At 72.2% G+C, this 21,372-nt stretch carries 17 protein-coding genes and 1 pseudogene; 14 read left to right on the plus strand and 4 right to left on the minus strand.

All coding sequences use genetic code 11. The features are described 5' to 3' along the window. Positions 1-2,569: 2,569 nt before the first annotated feature. Entirely contained in the window at positions 2,570-4,333 is a 1,764-nt protein-coding gene (locus AB0953_RS32795) for an ABC transporter ATP-binding protein (RefSeq protein ID WP_366863229.1), read from the plus strand. An 18-nt stretch (positions 4,334-4,351) separates the two neighbouring features. Next, complete coding sequence (locus AB0953_RS32800) at positions 4,352-5,161, plus strand: NUDIX domain-containing protein (RefSeq protein ID WP_366863244.1); 810 nt, start codon at positions 4,352-4,354, stop codon at positions 5,159-5,161. Positions 5,162-5,417: 256 nt separating this feature from the next. Here AB0953_RS32800 and AB0953_RS32805 read toward each other — a convergent pair whose 3' ends face one another. After that, on the minus strand, positions 5,418-6,014 hold the full coding sequence (locus AB0953_RS32805) for a hypothetical protein (protein WP_366863230.1): 597 nt from the start codon (positions 6,012-6,014) through the stop codon (positions 5,418-5,420). 672 nt (positions 6,015-6,686) lie between these two features. On the opposite strand from AB0953_RS32805, the gene AB0953_RS32810 reads away from it, so the two are divergent. Together AB0953_RS32810 and AB0953_RS32815 are read left to right on the plus strand one after the other, a co-directional pair. Next, positions 6,687-7,412, plus strand: a complete 726-nt coding sequence (locus tag AB0953_RS32810; RefSeq protein ID WP_366863231.1) for a peptidylprolyl isomerase — start codon at positions 6,687-6,689, stop codon at positions 7,410-7,412. 43 nt (positions 7,413-7,455) lie between these two features. Next, the gene (locus AB0953_RS32815) at positions 7,456-7,788 is read left to right on the plus strand and encodes a hypothetical protein (protein ID WP_366863232.1); all 333 of its coding nucleotides are present in this window, start codon (positions 7,456-7,458) and stop codon (positions 7,786-7,788) included. 543 nt (positions 7,789-8,331) lie between these two features. On the opposite strand, the gene AB0953_RS32820 is transcribed toward AB0953_RS32815, so the two are convergent. Next, the gene (locus tag AB0953_RS32820) at positions 8,332-8,955 is read right to left on the minus strand and encodes a DJ-1/PfpI family protein (protein ID WP_366863233.1); all 624 of its coding nucleotides are present in this window, start codon (positions 8,953-8,955) and stop codon (positions 8,332-8,334) included. A gap of 89 nt (positions 8,956-9,044) precedes the next feature. Between AB0953_RS32820 and AB0953_RS32825 the strand changes: the two genes are divergently transcribed. From AB0953_RS32825 to AB0953_RS32845, 5 genes and pseudogenes are all read left to right on the plus strand, one after another. Beyond that, positions 9,045-10,382 carry a PLP-dependent aminotransferase family protein gene (locus AB0953_RS32825; RefSeq protein WP_366863234.1) on the plus strand — a complete coding sequence of 446 codons (1,338 nt, stop codon included), beginning with the start codon at positions 9,045-9,047 and terminating at the stop codon, positions 10,380-10,382. Between the two features lie 186 nt (positions 10,383-10,568). Next, positions 10,569-11,546, plus strand: coding sequence for a CorA family divalent cation transporter (locus tag AB0953_RS32830; protein ID WP_366863235.1), 978 nt, complete (start codon positions 10,569-10,571; stop codon positions 11,544-11,546). A gap of 128 nt (positions 11,547-11,674) precedes the next feature. Next, a pseudogene (locus AB0953_RS32835) lies at positions 11,675-11,836 on the plus strand (DUF6233 domain-containing protein); the annotation flags it as partial. A gap of 185 nt (positions 11,837-12,021) precedes the next feature. Then, positions 12,022-12,657, plus strand: a complete 636-nt coding sequence (locus AB0953_RS32840; protein WP_366863236.1) for a VOC family protein — start codon at positions 12,022-12,024, stop codon at positions 12,655-12,657. A gap of 249 nt (positions 12,658-12,906) precedes the next feature. Continuing rightward, the gene (locus AB0953_RS32845) at positions 12,907-14,193 is read left to right on the plus strand and encodes a phytase (RefSeq protein ID WP_366863237.1); all 1,287 of its coding nucleotides are present in this window, start codon (positions 12,907-12,909) and stop codon (positions 14,191-14,193) included. 156 nt (positions 14,194-14,349) lie between these two features. Here the strand turns inward: AB0953_RS32845 and AB0953_RS32850 are convergent, their stop codons facing one another. Both AB0953_RS32850 and AB0953_RS32855 read right to left on the minus strand, forming a co-directional pair. Next, the gene (locus tag AB0953_RS32850; RefSeq protein WP_366863238.1) at positions 14,350-15,078 is read right to left on the minus strand and encodes an SDR family oxidoreductase; all 729 of its coding nucleotides are present in this window, start codon (positions 15,076-15,078) and stop codon (positions 14,350-14,352) included. A 114-nt stretch (positions 15,079-15,192) separates the two neighbouring features. Further along, positions 15,193-15,939, minus strand: a complete 747-nt coding sequence (locus AB0953_RS32855) for a GntR family transcriptional regulator (protein ID WP_366863239.1) — start codon at positions 15,937-15,939, stop codon at positions 15,193-15,195. Between the two features lie 273 nt (positions 15,940-16,212). Between AB0953_RS32855 and AB0953_RS32860 the strand changes: the two genes are divergently transcribed. From AB0953_RS32860 to AB0953_RS32880, 5 genes are read left to right on the plus strand one after another with little or no spacing between them, the layout of a single operon-like run. Beyond that, complete coding sequence (locus AB0953_RS32860; RefSeq protein ID WP_366863245.1) at positions 16,213-17,340, plus strand: extracellular solute-binding protein; 1,128 nt, start codon at positions 16,213-16,215, stop codon at positions 17,338-17,340. Then, entirely contained in the window at positions 17,340-18,350 is a 1,011-nt protein-coding gene (locus AB0953_RS32865; RefSeq protein WP_366863240.1) for an ABC transporter permease subunit, read from the plus strand. The genes AB0953_RS32860 and AB0953_RS32865 overlap by 1 nt, the downstream gene beginning before the upstream one ends. Beyond that, positions 18,338-19,189: an ABC transporter permease subunit gene (locus AB0953_RS32870; protein ID WP_366863241.1), complete on the plus strand. Its 852-nt coding sequence runs from the start codon at positions 18,338-18,340 to the stop codon at positions 19,187-19,189. Before AB0953_RS32865 ends, AB0953_RS32870 begins: the two co-directional genes overlap by 13 nt. A 5-nt stretch (positions 19,190-19,194) precedes the next feature. Next, the gene (locus AB0953_RS32875) at positions 19,195-20,370 is read left to right on the plus strand and encodes an ABC transporter ATP-binding protein (protein WP_366863242.1); all 1,176 of its coding nucleotides are present in this window, start codon (positions 19,195-19,197) and stop codon (positions 20,368-20,370) included. Next, the gene (locus AB0953_RS32880) at positions 20,367-21,017 is read left to right on the plus strand and encodes an HAD family phosphatase (RefSeq protein WP_366863243.1); all 651 of its coding nucleotides are present in this window, start codon (positions 20,367-20,369) and stop codon (positions 21,015-21,017) included. Before AB0953_RS32875 ends, AB0953_RS32880 begins: the two co-directional genes overlap by 4 nt. Positions 21,018-21,372: the final 355 nt, after the last annotated feature.

Consider the following 21,372-nt stretch of genomic DNA (forward strand, 5'->3'; position numbering starts at 1 on the left):
GGAGCGGTCCAGCAGGGCGTGGCCGTCCCGGGGTCAGCAGCCCGCAGCGGCGCACGGCGCGCATGACCAGTTGCCGCGGGCCGAGGCCGATCGCGCTGTCGCCGTGGCGGCCGCTGCCCGGGGCGTCCTCTCGGGTGAGGACACGGGGGTCGTAGCAGTGCCCGATCACACGATCGTCGACCTCCAGCGTCTCCTCGAGCCGCGTCGTGGCCGCGCGGATCACCGTTGCGCCGCGGGGCCAGCACAGTTCGAGGAGCAGGCCGGGGAAGAAGTCGCGGGGCCAGGCGATGCCCGTCAACCGGCCCGCTGCGTCACCGACTTCGGCGGTGACGTCCTGTCCCGCCCCATGAGCGATCGTGGTCCGGTCGGCGTGGCCGAGTTCGAGACGTGCCCTGATGCGCGGGCCGTGCGACCGGCGGAGTTCACGCAGGACGTGCGGGTGCAGGGGGAACCAGCCGTCCATGAGGTGGGCCAGCCGCAGGGGCGACCGCCACACGACCCCCTCCGCATCGTTCCGCAGGAGCTCCCAGGGGCCGAGGTCGGCGTCGTCGGCGAGGGGCTGATCGACCGGATCGACGTCCGCTTTCGGCTCCGTCCCTGCTTCCGCTTCCGGCTCCGGCTCCGGCTCCGGCGGAGCGGGGACCGTCGACGCCCAGCCGCGCCCTGACGGGGTCAGGGGGTCGCCCGGCGGTTCGGCACCGCCGGGATGGTGCGACCTCCACACACCCCCGCTCTCGAAGGCGTCGTCGAGCGTGACCAGGCAGCCGTTCCCGAACAGGCCCTGCTCGCTGTCCCGCCGGACGACATCGGCGAGCGTCAGGTTCGCCCGGCACACCGCCGAGGCGTACCCCACTCCCTCCAGCAGTTGCGCAGCACCGGGCACCTGGCGCAGCCGCGGTCCGAGCGCCGTGTACACGGTGACCGGCGCGGTGAGGCCGTGGCGCCGCTTCGCCGGCGTGGCCGCGTGTTCCACGGCGGCCGCGAGGGACCTGAGGTCGTCGCCGCCCAGCGGGCCGGTATCGCCCCAGCACTCCGCCAGAGAGGTCCGGGTCACGGCGTAGTGGCCCCATGTGCGCAGCGAGGCGCTGGACAGGAGGGCGGCCCGCACCGTGTCGAGCAGTCCGAGCAGCCCCGCCCGCATCAGGTCCTCGCTCGTGCCGCCCACGAGTTCGGCCAGGGACACGGGTACGAAGGGGCTGAGCAACTGCTCGCGCCCCGTGGTCAGGAGGTGGTCCGCGTAGGCCGCCAAGTCATCCCGCCGGGCGGCTTCCGGGGACGGGTAGGTGACCTCGACCTCGACGTGCCCGTCCTCGCTGAGCCGGCGCCGGCGCGTGCGCAAGCGGTGGAGCTGGGCGTGTGACAGGCGCAGGGCCGGGCCGAAGGCATCGAAATCCGGGACAATGCGCTCCCGGCGGCGAAGGGCGGGGCCGCTCGCCGGCCTGCCCGGGCCCTCGGCGCCGGCAGGCGCCCCCGACACCCACGCGGGGACGTCCCCGAGCGGCCCGACCTCCGGGTGTGCGCCCTCGCGGTAAACGATCTCCGCATAGAGCGGGTCCGATCCCGTGGCCACGCACACCATGGCACCGACCGGAAGTTCGGGAGCACATTTCCCGAGGGTGATGACGGGGAAGTCGTCGAGGCGCAGCGGACTGCCGCCGTAGCCGTCGCCGTTGAGGTCGTACCCGAAGTACGCGGCGTTGAAGGCGACTGCGGTGTGCACCGGTGCGCGGCGGGCGGAGACCACCGCTTCCAGGTATCGCACCAGCGGCTGCAGCTCGCGGTCCGGTACCGCGCCCCGGCCCCGCGTCATGGAGGGCGTCAGCAGGGGCTCGTCACCGTAGGGATCGAGCACCCTCGTCCGCCCGCTGTCTTCGACCGTCGCCGACACGTACGGGTCCCCACCCATGGCACCTCCACCGCACTGCGCACCACGCGATCGACCTGCGGTAATTCCCGCAGCCTACGCGGAGGCGGGGTTTCCTGTGGCACTTTCCCCACTTTGCGATCGCTGGTGGGCACGTAGTCCTCCATGCCCGTGCCCGGAGGCCGCGACCCGGGGCGCGGTCATCTCCAGGCGACGCCGAGGTCGGTCTCGTAGGTACGCGTGGATCTCCTTCTCCTACGCGCGGGGAGCCCCGGCCCGGTCCTGTGGTGGTCCACCGCGCCAGATGAAACGCGCTACCTCCGCGGCCGCCGGCGCGGTGCCGGAGCGCCCGCGCACTGGGCTGTTGACGACGGCGCGGGGCTGCCGTTCGACACGAAGCGCACCTGCAACGGAACGCCCCCGGCGCCGGGCTGCGGGGACCGCGGCTTCGCACACCTCGGCAGGCAGGGGAGGCATCCGCTGGAGCTCTTGTTGAACACGTGCCTCTGGAGCGCTCGACGTCCGCGTTTCGGCCAATCCGCCCTCGACCGGTACTCGTGCGAGGCAAGGGTCGGTGCACTGGACACCTTGGGAAATCCGCTGGATTACAGGGTGCACAACCCGTCCGAAAGGAACAGGCGCTCGAAACCGTGCGGCGTCGTTGAACACCCCGACGCGACACCACATCCATGAGGGGGGAACGCGTTGACGCCAGTCGAACCGGGCAGCGATCAGCTCCCGAGCGGCCCGAAGGCCGAAGCCACGGACAACGTCTCGGACGCCGAGCGGGAGCTGTACGGGGGTCGGCTGCGCTACGACCAGTCCTTCGTACGGCACGAAGGGCCGCTGACCCGGTTGAAGTTCGGGCACATGGCGGCCGCGCTGCCGCACATGGTGGGCATGGTGCTGCGCACCGGCTGGACGGCGGACCCGCGCGCACTGACGGGGGTCGTGGCGGCCGAGCTCGGGCAGGGCGTAACGGCCGCGTGGGGCTTGGTGGCGGTCAACGGCGTCCTGGCGCAGTTGTTCGCCGACGGTCCGACCGTGGACAAGCTTCGCGACGCGCTGCCGGCCCTGGTGGTGCTCGCGGTCGCGGCGGTGGCCGGCGCCGTGCTGTCGGCGTGGTCGACGGCCATGTCGGGCCGGCTGGAACCGCAGGTGGAGCGGGCGGTCTCCGCCCGCTACTACACAGCCGTCACCGGTGTGGAGGTGGAGGCGACCGAGCGGCCTGAGGTCCAGCGGATCCTGGAAGCGGGGAAGTTCGGAACGGACTCGGCCCGCAGCATGCTGCGGCTGTCGGTGGGCGTCGGCAACGTGGTGATCGGCATGGTGGCGGCCGCGGTCGTGCTCGCCGCGCTGCACTGGGCGCTGCTCCCGATGCTGCTGGCGATCGCCCTGCCCAAGGGGTGGGGCGCGGTCCGCTCCGCGCGCCGGGACTACCTCTCCCGGATGAACTGGGTCGACCACCGCAGGGCGATCGCGTCCCTGCTCGCCTACCTGACCCGCCCGCATGCCGCCGGTGAGCTCCGCGTCCACGCCGCCGGCACGAAGCTGCTGGCCAGCTATGAGGAGATGTCGCGGCAGACGGAGGCCGAGCAGCGGCGCCTGGCCCGGGCACAGGCATCCACGGACCTGGTCGCGGGCGCGTTCGCCGGCGTCGCGTCGCTGGCCTGCTACGGCGTCCTGTGGTGGCTGCTGGCGACCGGAGGTCTGCCGCTCGCCGTCGGCGGCACCGCGGTGATCGCCATCCGAACGTCGACGGCGCGCCTCACCTCGCTGGTGCAGCAGGTCAACCGGCTGTACGAGGAGCTGCTGTTCCTCACCGACACCGAGGACGCGATCAAGGTGGCGGGCGCGCACGCGATCCCGCTCACCGGTGCGCCGCTGCCCGTGCCGGTGCGGGAGGTGAGGACGGAAGCGGTCTCGTTCACCTATCCGGGCGCCGACGGCCCCTCCCTGAAGGGCGTGAGCGTGCGGGTGCCGCGGGGGAAGGTGACGGCCCTGGTCGGTGCGAACGGCTCGGGGAAGACCACGCTCACGAAGCTGCTGGCCGGGCTGCTGCTCCCCGCCGAAGGAGAGGTGTGGTGGGTGGGTGAGTCGGGCGAGCGGGTCGAGCTGCGTGAGGCGGACCGCGCCCGGATCTTCGCCGAGGTCGGGTTGTTGGCGCAGGACTTCCCGCGTTGGGAGATGACGGCGGCCGCGAACGTGGCCATCGGGGTCGGTGACCGTCCCCGGGACATGGACCGCGTCCGCAAAGCCGCCGATGAGGCGGGTGTGCTCGAGCTGGTCGAGGGCCTGCCGTACGGCTGGGACTCGATCGTGTTCAAGGGCTACGAGCGCGGTGTCCAGCTCTCGGGAGGCCAGTGGCAGAAGCTGGGCTCCGCTCGAACAAGGTACCGGCAGGCGTCGTTCCTGCTGGTGGACGAGCCGAGCTCGTCACCCACCGGCTCGCCGCGACCAAGCAGGTAGCGGCCCTGTCCGTCGTGGATCAACGCGGAGGCGTCCCTTCTCGGCGGCGGCCGTGCGCACGACGACCAGAGCCTCGAGGGCACGCTGCTGCGGGAGCTGTCCGAGGTGGTGCCCGACCTCCGCATCGAGGACGTGAAGCCCTACGCCGTGGAGGCCGCCACCAGCATCGACGGCCTCAACGTCGCGGTGCGGGTCTTCGCCGGCCGGTGGCGCGGCAACCCCGACCGTCTCGCGCTGCATGAGGGTGTGCTGCTGCGCTGGTTCCCGCCCGATGAGCTGGACCGGCTGCGGCTGGGCCCCGCCACCCGGGACCTGATTCGCCGGCACGCGGCCGAGAACCCTCCGGGCGATCGGTCGGCCGCGGCTCCGCCAGTGTGGGACGGGGGCAGCCGGGTGGTGCTGAACGGAATCGGAGTCCACCTCCACCTCGAAGACGCCGAGGGCCGGGTGCTTCTCGGCCTGCGTCACCCCGACTCGAAGTACGCGGGCGACACCTGGCACTACCTCGCCGGGCGGTGCGAGCAGGAGTCCGCCCTCGCGTGCCTGGTCCGCGAGGCGTGGGAGGAGGCAGGGCTGGTCATCGACCCGGCGGACGCGGAGCTCGCGCACGTCGTCCACGTCGTTGATGCCCCGGGCAGCCTGCCCCTGATGCAGCTCGTCTTCCGGGCTCGCCGGTGGGAGGGCACCCCCGAGGTCCGCGAGCCCGACAAGTGTCTGACCTGGCAGTGGTGGCCGCGGCACGAGCTCCCGGACCGGATCGTCTCCTACACCAGCACGGCCATCACCGCAATCTCCGAAGGCCGCCCCTATTCCCAGATGGGCTGGTGAGCAGGGTGAGCACACCCACCGGAAGCGGACCCCGCCCGGCGGGCCCAGACCGAGCCCACGTACGTGCCGCGCGAGCTGGCGGGGCCGAAGGAGGTGGTCCGTGCCCCCCGCACTGACGGCACCGGAGACTTCCGCCGGTACCGACCGGCCAGGCCGCGAGCGGGGCCGGCAGCTCGATCACGCAGAGGGCGCTGCCGGTGACGGCCCCCTCCTGCCGAGACGCACCGTCAGGGGCCTGATGGGCGGCGGCAGCGGGCTACTTCACGTAGATCTCGTCGAGGGTGTCGATGACCCCTTCCGCGTTCAGGTGGTAGCGGAAGGGGAGGCCCTTGTCCGGGTGGGTGTCCAGCCAGGAGGTCAGCTCGCTGGTGGAGATGGGCTTGCCCATCACCTCCGAGGGCAGGATCGGTGCCGTCGCGGTGATCTTGGCCGTCTCCGAGATCGGGATGTACGTCCACGCGCCCGACGGTTCGAAGCGCCCGGGGCAGCCGTACGTGCCGTGCTGGACGATGAGGTTGGTCATGCCGCCCTCGGGCGTGTAGCGGTGCACGGCGATCGTGTCGGGCGAGACCGGCATCCTGTGGTCGGCGCCGCAGGCCGACGCGGAGGGCGGGGCCGGGGCGGGGGGATTCTTCGGCCCCGGGGTGGCGGTCGCCGAGGGCTTGGGCGCCGCGCCGGTCTTCGAGGGGGCCCCCGGCACAGCGGTCGTGGCGGTGGGCGCCGCCGGTGCGGCCGCACTGGGCTTTGCGTCGGGTGCGGCGGCCTGGTCGTCGCCGTTCTGGCAGGCGCTCAGCGCCAGCATCCCGCACACCGCGAGGACGGCCATGGCCGCCTGCCCCCGTACCGCTCTCATGGTCATCTCCCTCTGCGAGTTCCGCCGTCGCGCAGACCGTAGTCCCGGGGATCCGGCCGGGGCGATGGCCGGAGGTGATTCGTCACGGGGCCGGGATCGGCTTGTTGCGGAGTACTGACCTCCGGCTCCCGGCGGCGGACGTCCGTGCCGGCCACCGGGTCGCGGAAGTCGTCGTGTCGGCGGCGCCAGTTCACGATGCGGCCCGGCCCGCCCTGGCCATCGGCGCCACCTCCGCCGGAAACACCCGGTCAGCACCGGAGGCGACCTCGGTCGAGGGCGGCGAGCGGGGAGCGGCGGTCCGCGCGGGCGGTGCGCACGGCTCGCCAGTGCGCGGCCGTCGTCGACCGCCTCACCTTCGGCGGCAACATCATCGAGACCGGCACCCACTCCTTCCACGTCCACGCCGTCGGCAAGAAGTAGCCGAAAGTTGTCCGGTCCACTCAGGCGAGTAGTACGCGTTTGCGGTAACGCCACGACTCTGCAGTGCCTGCTTGCCCATGGCGTCCTCAACGGAGGGCCAGCGGAGAAGCGGAGACCGGGGTGCCGGGCGGGGTGGTCAGGGCGCACAGGTCGGCCGCGTCGGCCTCCTGTCGTTGGCCATTCCCGCCGGACCAACCACGCCCTAAACTGCGACCGCTCCAAAACCTGGCGATCTTAAGGAGGGCGCGCAAGATGAACCGAGCACTGATCAGCGCATTCGCGGCCGTGGCGTTAGTCGTGTCCGGAGGAAGTGCCGCCACCGCTTCCGACGGCGCTCCGCCGCGCACCACGCACGGTCCTTGCCAGTACACGCAGACTCCGGACGAGCCGCCGGCGCGCTCTGTTCCGCTGCCGCCGGACCCGGCGCGCACCCCCAGTCGTGGCACGGTTGACATGGCTGTTCCGACCAGCCAGGGCCCGCTCCCACTGCGCTTGGACCGCGCCAAGGCACCGTGCACGGTCCAGAGTTTCCTGCACCTGGCACGGCACGGGTTCTACGACCGCACGGTGTGCCACCGTCTGACGGCGTATCCGACGCTGAAGGTCCTGCAGTGCGGCGATCCGACCGGTACCGGTGAGGGAGGGCCCGGGTACAAGTACAAGGACGAGCTGCCGGTGGATCTGCCACCCGCACCGACCGATCCGACCGGCGCGCGCCGCCTGTACGGGCGCGGCCTGCTGGCGATGGCCAACGCCGGTCCGGACACGAACGGCTCACAGTTCTTCGTCGTCTACGGCGACTCCGCACTCCGACCGAACTACACGGTGTTCGGCACGGTCGGCCCCGACGGCCTGGCGACACTCGACAAAACCGCCGCCGGAGGAATCGAGCCGACAGCGGAGAACCCGGCACCGGTCGACGGCACCCCCGTACTGCGGACCGAGCTGCTCCGCGTCCGGCCGTCCTGCCGGGACTGACTCCCCGCGGGCGCCTCCGCAGCCCGGAGCAGGGTGGGCAGACGTGGACGGGAACGAGGAGCCGGTCCCCTTCGAGGACCGGCAACAGCCGCCGATCCACAGGTACGACGAGTCCCGGGCCGGCAAGCGACTGCACACGACGGTCGCGGTGCTGCGCGGGGCGCGGCACGTGGGGGTCGTCCCGGATTCGGACGTCCGCGGCTTCGCGTGGTCGCGGTCGGCGGTGGAGGCGATGGACGCGGGCGCCGTGCGGGCTGCGATCCGCCGGGACGTGATCTCGCCGTACGAGGTGGCGAACCGGGTCGCGGCAGCGCTGGACACTCCGGCGAGCCCGGCCAGCCACCGGCGGTGTCCTCCTGCGCGGTGGAGCAGCTGATCGCGTGCGGCCTCCTGGTAGACCCCAGCGGCCACCGCCACTACAGCCGCCTCAACCCCGACCAGGTCGACCAGGTCGCCGCACGGGACGGCCTGGCCGGGCTGCTGGACCGGGGAAGCCCGCTCGGGCCGGAGCAGCGGAGCAGCACGACTACGGGAAGTGCTTCGCCGCACCGGTGCGCAGCAAGCCGGTCGAGCGGGAGGTGGAACGCGGTCGCGGCAGGCTGTGCAGGCCCTGGAAGAGGCGCTCGTGGACTCCCGTGTGAAGCCGCGCTCCAGCACGATCAGCCGCCCGGCGCGGGTCGGTGCGAGCTCGACGAGCCCGTGCCCCGCGTCCACCGGATGGGCGAACTGGCGGCCCAGGACGAACTCCCCGCCGCGCCGCTCCCAGGTCTGTTGGTCGGGGTGCCGGCCTCGCTGTCCGGGAAACCCGGGTTCGGCCGTCGCGGCCGGGTGCGTAGTCCGGCCGGGCGGCGGGCTGCGCCGTCCCGATGCCGGCGCGAAGGTCGCGGCTTCCTGGCCGGCCGTTGCTTGCGGCTGGTCGTCAGACGCGCGCCGGGGCGGGAGCGGGCAGGTAGGGGGTGATGTTGCGCCAGGCGCGCTCGATGTACTCCTCCTTCTCACCGACCGGGGCGACATAGTGCAGCGCGTCCTCGGCGGCGTCGTTGCCCTGAAGGCGGGCGATGATCCAGGCGGCGAGGTAGTGCGAGGCCAGGCATCCGCCGGCGGTGGCGATGTTGTCCTTGGCGTAGAAGGGCTGGTTGAGGACCTCGACGCCGGCGGCGACGACCCACGGCTTGGTGATGAGGTCGGTGCAGGCGGGGATGTCGTTGAGCAGGCCGAGCCTGGCCAGCACGAGCGCACCGGAGCACTGCGCCGCGATGAGCTGGCGCGAGGGGTCCAGGCCCCGGAGGATGTCCATGATCGCCGGGTCTTCGGTGACCTCGCGGGTGGCGATGCCGCTGCCGACGATGACGGCGTCAGCGGTGCACGCCTCCTCCAGCGTGGACATCTGCTCGATGGCCACGCCGTTCATCGACGTCACCTTGGGGGTGGGGGTGGCGATGGTGACACGCCAGTCGTCGCTCTTGATGCGGTTGAGCACACCGAGCGCGATCAGGGAATCGAGCTCGTTGAAGCCCTCGAAGGTGAGGATGGCGATGTGCACGACGGCTGTCCTTTCCGGGCGAGTGGGGCTCGATGGTAAGAACCCGTGAGCAGGACAGCCAAAGAATTGTCATGGATACAATCCGGGGCATGGCAGCCTCGCGGTACAAGAAGCTGGTCGACGCGATCGCAGCCGACATCCGGACCGGGCGCCTCGCCCCGGGGGTGCGGCTGCCGACCCACCGCGCTCTCGCCGCCCGCGAGGGCATCGCCGTGGTGACCGCGACCCGGGTGTACGCGGAGCTGGAAGCGATGCGCCTGGTGAGCCGGGAACAGGGCCGCGGCACGTTCGTGCGGGACATCGCGGTCCCCGCCGGTCACGGGATCGTTCAGCAGGCCGTCGCCACGGACGCGGTCGACCTCAGCTTCAACTACCCGTCGCTGCCCGGCCAGGCCGACCTCCTGCGGCAGGCCCTGCGCGAGGTGGCCACCTCCGGTGATCTCGACTCGCTGCTGCGCTACCAACCACACCGAGGGCGCCCCCAGGACACGGCCTCCATCGCACGACACCTCACACGACGGGGGATCACCGCCGACGCGGATCAGATCCTCATCACCAACGGCGCCCAGCACGGCCTGGCCGTCACCGTCATGGCCACGCTGAGCGCCGGCGACGTCGTCGCGGTCGACGCCCTCACCTACCCGGGTTTCAAGGTGGTCGCGCACGCCTTCCATCTCGACCTGGAACCCATCCCCACCACCGCCGACGGGCCGGATCTCGATGCCCTGGAGACACTGTGCGCCACCCGCCCGGTGCGCGCGATCTACACGATGCCCACCCTGCACAACCCCCTGGGCTGGGTGATGCCGGACACCGACCGCACACGCCTGATCAGGATCGCCCGACAGCACGGTCCGCTCATCATCGAGGACGCCTCATATGCCTACCTGGTCGAGGATCCTCCACCGCCTCTGGCCGCAACCGCACCGGACATCACCGTTTACGTCTCGGGGCTGTCCAAGAGCATCGCCACCGGGCTGCGGGTCGGCTTCCTCCTCGCCCCTCCGTCCACGGTTGCGTCCCTCGAACGCGCCATCCGGGCAACCACCTGGAACACCCCTGCCCTCACCACCGCCCTCGTTTGCCGTTGGCTCGACGACGGCACGGTGAACCACCTGGAAGAGCAGAAACGAGACGATGCCAGGACTCGGCAGGCACTGGTCAGGGAGGAGCTGGCGGGCCTCCCGCTCATCGGCCACCCTTCGTCCTACTTCACCTGGCTGCCCCTGCCCGACGACGCACGCGCCGACCGCCTGACCGCCACCCTCGCGCGCCGGCACATCTCGGTCACGACGGCTGAGCCGTTCACCACGTCGGCGCACACACCCCAGGCGATCCGCCTCGCCCTGGGCTCGACCGATCTGGACAGCCTCCGGTCGGCGCTGCGCACGGTGCGCCGAGTCGCCGTCGAGGACGCCTACACCTGAACGCAGGGCACGCTGCGCTCGGGTTGCTGTGGAGCTGTGCCACACCGGACCTGGGCCCGCTCCCTCACCTGTTCGAGGTGCGTTGCCGTGCGAACGCGCGCCTGCGTTTGCACCGCCCTCCCGCGCATACAGGCTGGGAGGCGCCGCAGCTGACCAGACAGGCGAGGGGCGATGATCGTATCGGTGATGTCGATGCCGGACGGCGCCATGAAGCGCGCTCGGCCGTCAGAGGCACGTGAGCTCCTCACCACGTCCCCGTTCCTGCTCGTGAATGTGGAGCTACCCGAGAGGACCCCGCCCAACGCGCAGCCGCTCGTAAGCCTGTTTGGTCTGGACGTCGCGGCGTTCGGCTGGCTGGGCCGGGACGGGGAAAGCGTCCGCGCCGAGTTCCTCGGAGACAGCGCCGGGTTCGTCCTGCCCGCCGTCGAGGCCGGCCGGGTCGTTCACATCCACGCCGTGGTGACCGAGACCTACCTGATCACGGTGCACCGGGGGGCGACCGGACTGCTGGCGGGCCTCACCTCCCGGTTCCCGCACGAACGTCCCGCCGACGCGGTGGCCACGCTGTTCCTCCTGCTGGACGAGGCGCTGGAGACCTATCGCCGGACCGCTGTCCGGGCCCTGCTGGACGTGGAGGACCTGGAGGACGAGATGTTCCGTCAGAGGCTGCCCGAGCAGGTCTACCGCCTGTCACGGCTGCGCCGCAGCGCAGCCCTCCTGCACCGCACGCTCCTCCCCTACACCCAGGTGATGGAGGAAACGGTCACGCGCCGCATGATGAGCGCGGGCTTCCCGGAAGCGCGCCAGCGGCTCGTGCGCGAGTACCAGCGCACGGCGAAGTCGACGCTCACGAACATCGAGTCGCTCCAGGATGCGGCCCGCCGCGCCTTCGCCAGTCACTCCTCCTTGGTGTCCGGTGACCAGAACGGCGTGCTCAACCGCCTGGCGATCGTGTCGACGATCTTCTTGCCGCTGACCTTCCTGACGGGGTTCTTCGGCATGAACTTCGCGTACCTGACCAACGAGCTGGACAGCAGGGCGGTCTTCTGGCTGCTCGCCGTGGGCCTGCAGGTGGTCTTCCTGGCCATGGCGCTCTTCGGCCTGCACCGCACCGGCCTCTGGCGCCGACTGCAGGACGGAGACGGCCGCATCGAGGACGACTAGGGACGGGAAGACTTCGGCCACAGCACACCGTGCGCTTCCGCGAGCGCGTCTGGTCGGCGGCCCGGCACTTCCGATCGGGGCTCCACATGGTGGACCATGCAGGAAGGTGAGGACCGGGTAAAGACCGGATGGCTCTCAAAGGGGTCGAGGCCTGCGCAGATCCCGGACAGGAGGCGTGGGCGACGGGTGACGGGGCCGAACAGCGGCCGATGCTCGTCCGCACCCGCGACTGCACGCCGGCCTCCGGCCGGGCCCGGCCTGCCACTCGAGCCCAGGCGCTCGACGCCCTGCGCCACCCTGATCGAGCGGGTCGTGGGCCTCGACGGGCGGCAGCGCTGCTGCCTGGGTCCGGCCGGGCCTCCTTCCGCAGGGATGACGATGATCGATCCGCTTTACGGCTGATTCCACGGCGGAGGCGGCCGGGGCGCCGGGGTGGTGTGGGGATTTGTGCAGGCTGTCGGGTGAGGATGGCGCCGTGCGACTTGATCACGTGTCCTATGCGGTGGCCCGCGACAGCTTCGTCTCGACCGTCCAGTGGATCGGATCGGCCCTCGGCGCCGGGTTCGTCGACGGGGGCGTGCACCCGCGATTCGGCACCCGCAACTTCGTTCTCCCGCTGAGCGGCGGCACCTACGTCGAGGTCGTCACCACACTCGACCACCCCGCCGCCGACCGCGCACCCTTCGGTCAGGCGGTCGCGCGCCGCGCCGCCGAGGGCGGCGGCTGGCTCGGCTGGGTGGTCTCCGTCGACGACATCGCCCCGGTCGAGGCCCGCCTCGGCCGCACCTCGGCCGAGGGCCACCGTGTCCGCCCCGACGGGTTCGACCTGAGGTGGAAGCAGATCGGCCTGCTGGAACTGCTGGAGGACCCCCAACTGCCCTACTTCCTGCAGTGGTTGGTCCCCATCGAGGAGCGCCCGAGCGCCGACCCGCGCACCTCCACCACCATCCACGGCCTCTCCATCGCCGGCGACGCCGCCTCCATCGCCGAATTCCTCGGCGAACCGGCCGACCACCCCCTCGACCAGATCCACGTCACCTGGGTCGAGGATGAGGAACCGGGCCTGGTATCGGTCGAGTTCGCCACCGCCCACGGCCCCGTCACGATCTGACGGCCAGGCCCGACTGCCCGGCAGGAGCAGCCGGCTGAGGTCTCCGGCCCTCGCACGGAACCTGCCCGAGGAGCTCGGCCCGGTCCAGACCGCCCACACACGGCTGGTCAGATGGGTCGTCGACGGAACATGGTTCAACCACCGGCCACTACATGTGTTCAGCTACCGGCCACCATTTGGTCGCGAACATGACAGTTGCCGCGGCGAGCGTCTTCCGCATCAGGGCAAACCCCTCGCAAAGGAAGTAACATGACGACACCTCTGGCCGCTCGCGCTTCCACGCTCGTGCTCTGCACGACCCTCGCGGCCTCCGTCGCCCTCCCGGCCCAGGCCTCCTCGATCGGCAGCATCCGCCCCAACGCCGAGACCGCGCCGCTGTACGACGACGAGGCCGGCGGCCACGCCAACGCGGACGACCCGGCGATCTGGCGCAACGCCACCGACCCGGGCCGCAGCCTGGTGATCGCCACCGCCAAGCAGGGCGGCCTGCGGGTCTACGACCTGGACGCCCGCCAGGTGCAGTCGATCCCCGCCCCGGCCGGGCCCGGCACCGATGACAAGCCCGGCCGCTTCAACAACGTCGACCTCGTGCACGGTCTGCGCCTGGGCGGCGCCCCCGCCGACGTCGCGGTGGTCAGCGACCGCGGCAACGACCGGCTGCGGATCTACCGCATCGACCGTGACAAGCCCGGCGGGCCGCTCACCGACGTCACCGACCCGGGTACGCGGCCCGTGTTCTCCGCCGACCAGGCCGAGATCAACAAGCAGAGGACCGCGTACGGCCTGGCCACCTGGACCGACCGCAAGACCGGCCGCTCCTACGCCTTGGTCAGCCAGCGCAACCGCACCCGGATCGCCCTCCTCGAACTGCTCGCCACCCCGAACGGCACCGTGGACTACCGCCAGGTGCGCACGCTCGACCTCCCGTCCTCCTTCCGCCTGCCCGACGGCGCCGCCTGGACGCCCTGCGCCAAGCCGGGCGAGCTGCCGCAGGTCGAGGGCATGGTCGTCGACCCCGCAGACGGCACCCTGTACGCAGGCCAGGAGGACGTCGGCATCTGGCGCATCGACGCCGGCCTCACCGGCACGCCGAAGCTGATCGACAAGGTCCGCGAGTACGGCGTACCCGGCACCTACGATCCGCAGACCGAGGAGTGCACTTCGGGCGCAGACCCGGGCTACGGCGGCAAGCGCCTGACGGCCGACGTCGAGGGCCTGACCCTGGTCACCGAACCGGACGGCGACGGCTACCTGCTGGCCTCCAGCCAGGGCGACAACACCTTCGCGGCCTACGACCGCGAGCGCGACGACGACAACGAGTTCGAGGGCGCCTTCCGCATCACCGCCGCCTCCGCCGTCCTCGACGGCTCCGAGGTCTGCGACGGCGCCGCCGCCCTGAACGCCCCCCTCGGCACCCGCTACCCCCACGGCCTGCTCGTCGTCCAGGACGGCCAGGAGACCCCCGCCGACGGCGACCGCGAAGCGACCGGCTTCAAGTTCGTCGACCTCGGCGAGGTCCTCCACGCCATCGACTGACCCGTCACGGCCGGCACACGGTGCCCCACCGCGTGCCGGCCGGCCGGCCATGACGGCCCAGTCGGCGCGCCGCGTCGGTGAGGGCGTACAAGAAGAGTCGGCTCATGCATCGAGGGCCGACTGTGGGGTTCGGGCTGTCGGCAGTGCCCGAGTGGGTCAGGAGAGCCAGTCGGTGTAGCGGGTGGGAGCGAGCTGGGCGTCCTTGTCGGTGATGACGTCGCCCTTGACGACGGAGAACAGGCCGGCGGTGGGGTCGGTGACGACGGTACGGCTGTCGCCCTTGCGGGAAAGGGTGATCCGGCCGAGCTCGTCCAGCGCGAAGACCTCGGGACCCGCGATGTTGCGGATCCCCCGCAGTGGAGTGCCTGCGGCGACGTCCGCCACGGCGCGGGCCACGTCCTTGGAGGCGATCGGCTGGATCGGCGTGGGGGGCAGTCGGACGGTGTCGCCGTCGGCAGTCCAGGACAGGACCGCGTCGATGAACTCCATGAACTGCGTCGCACGGACGATCGAGTACGGGATCGGTCCGGCCCTGAGGATGTCCTCCTGGAGCACTTTGGCCCGGAAGTAGTCCAACTCCGGCACCTGGTCGACGCCGACGATCGAGAGAATGACGAAGTGCCCCACCCCGCCCTTCTGGCCCGCGGCCAGAAGGTTGTCCATCGAAGTCCGGAAGAAGGCCAGGGAGGCTTCGTCGAAGGTCGGGGAGTTCGTCAGGTTGATGGTGACGTCGCTCCCCGCCACCGCCTCGTCCACTCCTCGGCCGCTGATGACGTCGACTCCCGTGGACTGCGCGTGCGGCACCGCCTCGTGGCCGGAGGCGTTCAACACCTCGACGACCTGCGACCCGATCAGCCCCGTACCACCGATGACCGCGAACTTCATGACGCACCTTCCACAGGGAACATGCCCGAAATATGGCATAGAGGCGCTCAGGTCGGAAGCACCCGACGCCTCCGGCCAGGCCTGTGGGCGATCGTCAACCGCGGGAGTGACCCGTCAGCCGTCCCCGGTGCGGCGCTCCAACGGCGTTGCTACCGCTGAGTTGCTCACACTGAAGGTGACGCTGCCGGCCCGGTAGCGGTCGTCGCCCCACTCGATCGGCCGCCCGGTGGCGGTGGCCGAGACATGCCGCTGGCGCAGCAGCGGGCTGCCGCGCCGGATCTCCAGCAGCCGGGCGTCCTCGCTCCCGGCCGGCAGGGCGTCGATGAGGTGCTCGCCGTAGTGGGCGACGATCCCGGAGCCGTGCGCGAGGCTGTCCATGACCGAGCGGCAGTCCTCCGGCAGGGCCTCGACCGCCGGCGCGGCCCAGTCCGCGTACGCCGTCCGCTCCACCATCGTGGGCTCCCCGTCGAGGAGTCGCAGCCGAAGCACCGCGAGGACCTCGGTGCCGGCGGGCAGGGCGAGCCGCTCCGCCTCCTCCGGGGTGGCCGGCCTGCGGGTGCGCGCCAGGAAGCGGCTGGTGACCTCGTGCCCGATGCCCTCGGCCCACTGGGCGAAACTGTTCAACTCGCCGAAGCTGTGCCGCCGCTCGTGGCGCAGGACGATCCTGCGGGCCCCCTGGCGGGAGCCGATCAGGCCCTCGGCGGCGAGGGTGGCGACCGCCTGGCGGACGGTGCCGCGCGAGGCGGACCAGCGGGCGGCGAGGTCGCTCTCGGAGGGCAGTTGGGCCCCCACCCCGTACGCACCGGACAGGATCTCCGAGCGCAGCGCCTCGGCGATCTCGAGATAGCGGGCCGTGCCCATGCCGTGTCCCCCTTGGCGTCGGTGTGCTCCGCCAGCCTAGGCGGGGCGGGGTCCAGAAGATCATCTCCGGCCCGTTTGTCACGGCTTCTTTCGGTCATTCCCCGGTCTTCGTCGAGCCGTGCCCCGCGGTCCAGCCGCCGTTCACCGTCCGTACGGTGAGACCGGGCGAACTGGGGTCACTTGTTCAGACAAGTAGACCGCTGAATCCGCTGAACGTCTCCGGGAGAGACCGTGCTCCGTTCCTCCTCCGCCGCCCGCCGCGGCGCCACCGCCCTGCTCGGCGCCGCCGTCCTCACCACGCTGGGCGCGTGCGGCGCCGCCCCCGACCAGTCGGCCGGCGCCCCGGCCGGCGGCAAGGCCGCGGCCCGGCCGGGCGCCGCCGCCTCCGCCTCCGACTTCGGCGGCATGGACGCCCTCGTCGCGGCCGCGCAGAAGGAGGGCAAGCTCAACGTCATCGCGCTGCCGCCTGACTGGGCCAACTACGGCGAGATCATCAAGGCGTTCGAGGCCAAGTACAAGATCAAGCTCACCAGCGAGAACCCGGACGCCTCCAGCTCCGACGAGATCGCCGCCGTGAAGTCCCGCAAGGGCCAGGACCGCGCCCCCGACGTCCTCGACCTCGGCATCGCCTTCGCGCGCAGCGGCGCCGGCGAGAACCTGTTCGCCCCGTACAAGGTCACCGCCTGGGACAAGATCCCCGCCGCCCAGAAGGACGCCGACGGCCGCTGGTACAACGACTACGGCGGCTACGTCTCGATCGGCTGCGACGCGGCGAAGATCGCCACCTGCCCGCAGACCTTCGCCGACCTGCTCAAGCCCGAGTACAAGGGCAAGGTCGCCCTCAACGGCAACCCCACCAAGTCCGGCTCGGCCTTCGGCGGCGTCTACGCGGCAGCCCTCGCCAACAAGGGCTCCTTCGCCGACATCCAGCCCGGCATCGACTTCTTCGGGCAGCTGCGCAAGAGCGGCAACCTCATCCCGGTCGAGTCCACCCCGGCCACCGTCGAGAAGGGCGAGACGCCCATCTCCATCGACTGGGACTACCTCAACGCCGGCTACGCCGAGCAGTTCAAGGACAAGGGCGTCGACTGGAAGGTCGCCGTCCCCGCCGACGGCGTCTACGCCCAGTACTACTCGCAGGCCGTCAACAAGGAGGCCCCCCACCCGGCGGCCGCCCGCCTGTGGATGGAGTTCCTGTACAGCACCGAGGGCCAGAACCTGTGGCTGAAGGGCCACGCCCGCCCGGTGCTGCTGCCCGCCATGACGCAGGACGGCACCGCCGACAAGGACGCCGCCGCCAAGCTGCCGCAGATCCAGGGCACGCCGGCCTTCCCCGCCTCCGCGGAGCTGGACAAGGCCAAGGCCACCCTCGCCGAGAAGTGGGACAAGGCCCTCTCCTGATGTCCACCCCCGCCCCCACTCCCCACGCGGAGGACACCGCCGGCGGCATGCCCGACACCGCCGCCGGCGGCGGGCCCGGCACCTCCGCCCCGGCCCCTGCCCCCGCCGCTCGGGCCCTTGCCTCCACCGCCTCGGCCCCTGCCTCCGGCCGCGGAGACCGGCGCCGCCGACGCGGCCCGCGCACCTGGCTCGCCGCCCTTCCGCTGCTCGCCTTCACCGGGGTCTGCTTCGGCCTCCCGCTCGGCGCCATGGCCTTCGGCGCGGTCACCCGCACCGACCCGGCCGACGGCGCCACCCGCCCCACCGCCGAACACCTCGCGCGCTCCCTCCAGGGCCCGTACCTCACCTCGCTCCTCGGCAGCGTCCAGCTCTCCGCCCTCACCGCGCTGATCGCCACCGTGCTCGGCGTGCTGATCGCGCAGGCCGTCGTCACCTCCCGCTCGACGGCCCTGCGCAACGCCACGCTGACCGCCTCGGGGGTGCTCGCCAACTTCGGCGGCGTACCCCTCGCGTTCGCGTTCATCGCCACCGTCGGCATCTCCGGCGTGGTCACCCAGCTCGCCGACCTCACCGCCCTCGGCTGGAACCTGTACTCCTTCACCGGCCTCGCCGTGGTCTACCTCTACTTCCTGATCCCGCTGATGGTGCTCGTCACCGTTCCCGCACTGGACGGACTGCGCCCCCAGTGGCGCGAGGCCGCCCGCACCCACGGGGCCACGGCCTGGCAGTACTGGCGCCTCGTCGGCCTGCCCGTCCTCGCGCCCACCCTCCTCGGCGGCTTCGTGCTGCTCTTCGGGACCGCCTTCGCCGCGCACGCCACGGCCGCCGCACTCGTCGGCGGCTCCGTCCCGCTCGTCACGCTCAAGATCGCCGACGCGCTGTCCGGCAACGTGCTGACCGGCCAGGAAAACGTGGCGCTCGCCCTCGGCCTCGACATGATCCTGATCGCCGGCCTCGTGATGGCCGTCCACCTCCCCCTCCAGCGACGGAGCGCCCGATGGCTGCGATGACACCACGCCCCTGGCGCGTCGCCGTGCTCCTGCCCGCGGCCGCCTACTTCCTCCTCCCCCTCCTCGCGTCCTTCGTCTTCACCGTGCACGTGCCCGGTCAGGGCATCGACTTCGGGGCGTACACCCAGCTGCTCTCCGCCGACGGGTTCACTCCGAGCCTGCTGCTCTCCCTCGGCCTCGCCGCCGCCACCATCGCCCTGTCCCTGCTGCTCACGGTGCCGGCGCTGATCGCCGTACGACTCGGTGCGCCGCGGCTGCGGCCGGTCGTCGAGGTGGTGTGCACGCTTCCGCTGGTCGTGCCGCCCATCGCGCTGGTCACCGGGATCACCACCGTGCTGCGGTGGGGCCCCGACCACCTGTCGCGGACCCCGCTCTACCAGACCTTCCTGGCCGTCCAGGACCCCGACTTCCCCGTCGTGCTGATCCTCGCGTACACGGTGCTGGCGCTGCCCTTCGTCCACCGCTCCCTCGACGCCGGCCTGCGCGCCGTCGACGTGCCCACACTGGTCGAGGCCGCCCGCAGCTGCGGCGCGAACTGGGCGTACGTGGTCCTGCGGGTCCTGCTGCCCAATCTGCGGGCCTCCCTGGCCGGCGCCGCGTTCCTCACGCTGGCCCTGGTCCTCGGCGAGTTCACCATCGCCTCGCTGCTGGGCTTCCAGCCGTTCGCCGTGTGGATCGTCTCCCTCTCCGGCGCGCACGCCCGGATGTCGGTCGCCGTCTCGATCCTCAGCCTCCTCGTCACCTGGCTGCTGCTGCTCGTCCTCTCGCGGGTCGGGACCACCCCCTCCGCGGTGTCCGCCGCACCCCGTACGCCCGCCACCTCCCGCAAGGAGTCCTGACCCCCATGCCCACCACCCTTCCCGCGGCCCGGAAGCCCGGCGGCCCCGCGGACCCCAAGCCCACCGAGGACCTCGCGGACGGCGCACACTGCGCGGACGGCGCGGACGGTGCGGCCACCGCCGCGGGCGCGCGAGTCGTCTTCCGCGGACTGCACCGGGCGTTCGGCTCCACCACCGCCCTCGACGGCCTCGACCTGACCGTCGAGCCCGGCGAACTCCTCGCCCTGCTCGGCCCCTCCGGCTGCGGCAAGACCACCGCCCTGCGCATTCTCGCCGGCTTCGAGCAGCCCGACGCCGGCGAGGTCCTGATCGACGGCGAGGACGTCACCCGCGTCCCCGCCAACCGCCGCGACATCGGGATGGTCTTCCAGTCGTACAGCCTCTTCCCCCACCTCAACGCCCGCGACAACGTGGCCTTCGGCCTGCGCGTTCGGGGCGTCGGTGCGGCGCAGCGCCGTGAACGCGCCGCCGAGCTCCTGGACCTGGTCGGCCTGCCCGAGCACGGCGACCGCTTCCCGCACCAGATGTCCGGCGGCCAGCAGCAGCGCGTCGCCCTCGCCCGCGCGCTGGCCCTGCGCCCGCGGGTCCTGCTGCTCGACGAGCCGCTGTCGGCCCTCGATGCCAAGGTACGGGCCACCCTGCGCGAGGAGATCCGCCGGCTCCAGCTGGCCCTGGGCATCACCACCGTGTTCGTCACCCACGACCAGGAGGAGGCGCTGTCGATGGCCGACCGCGTCGCCGTCATCGGCGCCGGCCGGCTGGAGCAGTGCGCGGCCCCGGCCGAGCTGTACGAGCGCCCCGCGACTCCGTTCGTCGCCGAGTTCGTCGGCACCATGAACCGGCTGCCCGGCCGGCTCACCGACGCGGGCCTCGTGGAGGTGGCCGCCGCGGGTGCCCGGCTGCCCGTCGACGGGCCGCTCCCTCAGGGGACGCGGGAGGTGGAGGTGCTGGTGCGCCCCGAGAACGTCACCGCAGCCGCCGACCCGCAGGGCACGGCCACCGTCCTCGCCGCCTCCTTCCTCGGCGCCGTGACCCGGCTCCAGCTCGAACTGCCCGGGATGACCGCCTCCGTCAAGGCCGACGTGCCCTCGCGGGACGCAGCGGACCTGGTACCGGGTGCGCGGGCCGCCGTCGGCCTGGTCGAGCGGCCCGTGCTCGTGGTGGCCCGGAGCGCCGGATGAGCGCCCTGGCCGCCGTCTTCTTCGACATGGACGGCACCCTCGTCGACACCGAGGTCCTGTGGTGGCAGGCCACCGAGGAGGTCGCGGCCGGGCTCGGCCACGCCCTCGGCGGTGCGGACGCCCCCGAGGTCGTCGGCCGGGCCGTGGCCGACACCGCCGCCCACCTGGTGCGGGTCTCGGGCGCGGGAGACCCGCACCGGGTGGCCGAGGAGCTCACCGGGCGGTTCTTCCGCCGGGTGGCGGCCGGGGCCCCGCTCCGGCCCGGCGCCGACCGGCTCCTGGCCGTACTGGCCACGCAGAACGTGCCGTTCGCCCTGGTCAGCGCCTCGCCCCGGCTGGTCGTCGACGCCGTGGCCGGCGGGGCGCTGGCCCATGTCCCGTTCGCGTTCACCCTCTCCGCCGACGACACTCCGCGCACCAAGCCCCACCCGGACCCCTACCGGGCGGCCGCCGCCCGGCTCGGCGCCGCACCGGGGGCCTGCGTGGCCGTCGAGGACTCCCCGGACGGCGCGGCCTCGGCCGAGGCCGCGGGCTGCGCGGTGCTGGTGGTGCCGTCCCTGCTGGAGGTCGCCGCCTCCCGGGCGCGGTCCTTCGCGGCCTCCCTGGAACACGTCGACCTCGCCGGGCTGCGGGGCTGCCTGCGCTGAACCGCCGCACCGCGACGTGGGCCCGGGTCACCGAAGGGCGGCCCTGGCTCACGGGAGCCGGCGAGCGCCGCCTGGAAGTCGTCGGCATCGCCCGGCAGGCGTTGCCCGTGATGGAACGGACCGGCAGCGGCCGGTCGTTCACGCTTGCGGCCGCCGAGGAACACGTCGCCGGCCAACGCCCGGCAGCCTGCCGGCTCGACAGGCGGCTGTTTGCGGGGGGCGGGCGGGAGGGCTCGGTGTTCGGTCTGTTACGGTCGCCCCGGCGCGAGCCCGCGCGAACACGACTCCGGTGCAGGGAGGTTGATGAATATGGCCGTCAGCGGCCCTCTTCGCCATGCCCTTTTCCGGTCCGCGC

Origin of the sequence: Streptomyces sp. NPDC046866 (assembly GCF_040704625.1) — a bacterium.
Lineage (GTDB): Bacteria > Actinomycetota > Actinomycetes > Streptomycetales > Streptomycetaceae > Streptomyces.

What these genes read in the sequence shown, in the direction of transcription:
- AB0953_RS32880 (WP_366863243.1), top strand. Translation starts at nt 20,367, where the DNA reads ATGAGCGCCCTGGCCGCCGTCTTCTTCGACATGGACGGCACCCTCGTC.
- AB0953_RS32875 (WP_366863242.1), top strand. Translation starts at nt 19,195, where the DNA reads ATGCCCACCACCCTTCCCGCGGCCCGGAAGCCCGGCGGCCCCGCGGAC.
- AB0953_RS32825 (WP_366863234.1), top strand. Translation starts at nt 9,045, where the DNA reads ATGGCAGCCTCGCGGTACAAGAAGCTGGTCGACGCGATCGCAGCCGAC.
- AB0953_RS32870 (WP_366863241.1), top strand. Translation starts at nt 18,338, where the DNA reads ATGGCTGCGATGACACCACGCCCCTGGCGCGTCGCCGTGCTCCTGCCC.
- AB0953_RS32810 (WP_366863231.1), top strand. Translation starts at nt 6,687, where the DNA reads ATGAACCGAGCACTGATCAGCGCATTCGCGGCCGTGGCGTTAGTCGTG.
- AB0953_RS32855 (WP_366863239.1), bottom strand. Translation starts at nt 15,939, where the DNA reads ATGGGCACGGCCCGCTATCTCGAGATCGCCGAGGCGCTGCGCTCGGAG.
- AB0953_RS32830 (WP_366863235.1), top strand. Translation starts at nt 10,569, where the DNA reads ATGTCGATGCCGGACGGCGCCATGAAGCGCGCTCGGCCGTCAGAGGCA.
- AB0953_RS32850 (WP_366863238.1), bottom strand. Translation starts at nt 15,078, where the DNA reads ATGAAGTTCGCGGTCATCGGTGGTACGGGGCTGATCGGGTCGCAGGTC.
- AB0953_RS32865 (WP_366863240.1), top strand. Translation starts at nt 17,340, where the DNA reads ATGTCCACCCCCGCCCCCACTCCCCACGCGGAGGACACCGCCGGCGGC.
- AB0953_RS32845 (WP_366863237.1), top strand. Translation starts at nt 12,907, where the DNA reads ATGACGACACCTCTGGCCGCTCGCGCTTCCACGCTCGTGCTCTGCACG.
- AB0953_RS32805 (WP_366863230.1), bottom strand. Translation starts at nt 6,014, where the DNA reads ATGAGAGCGGTACGGGGGCAGGCGGCCATGGCCGTCCTCGCGGTGTGC.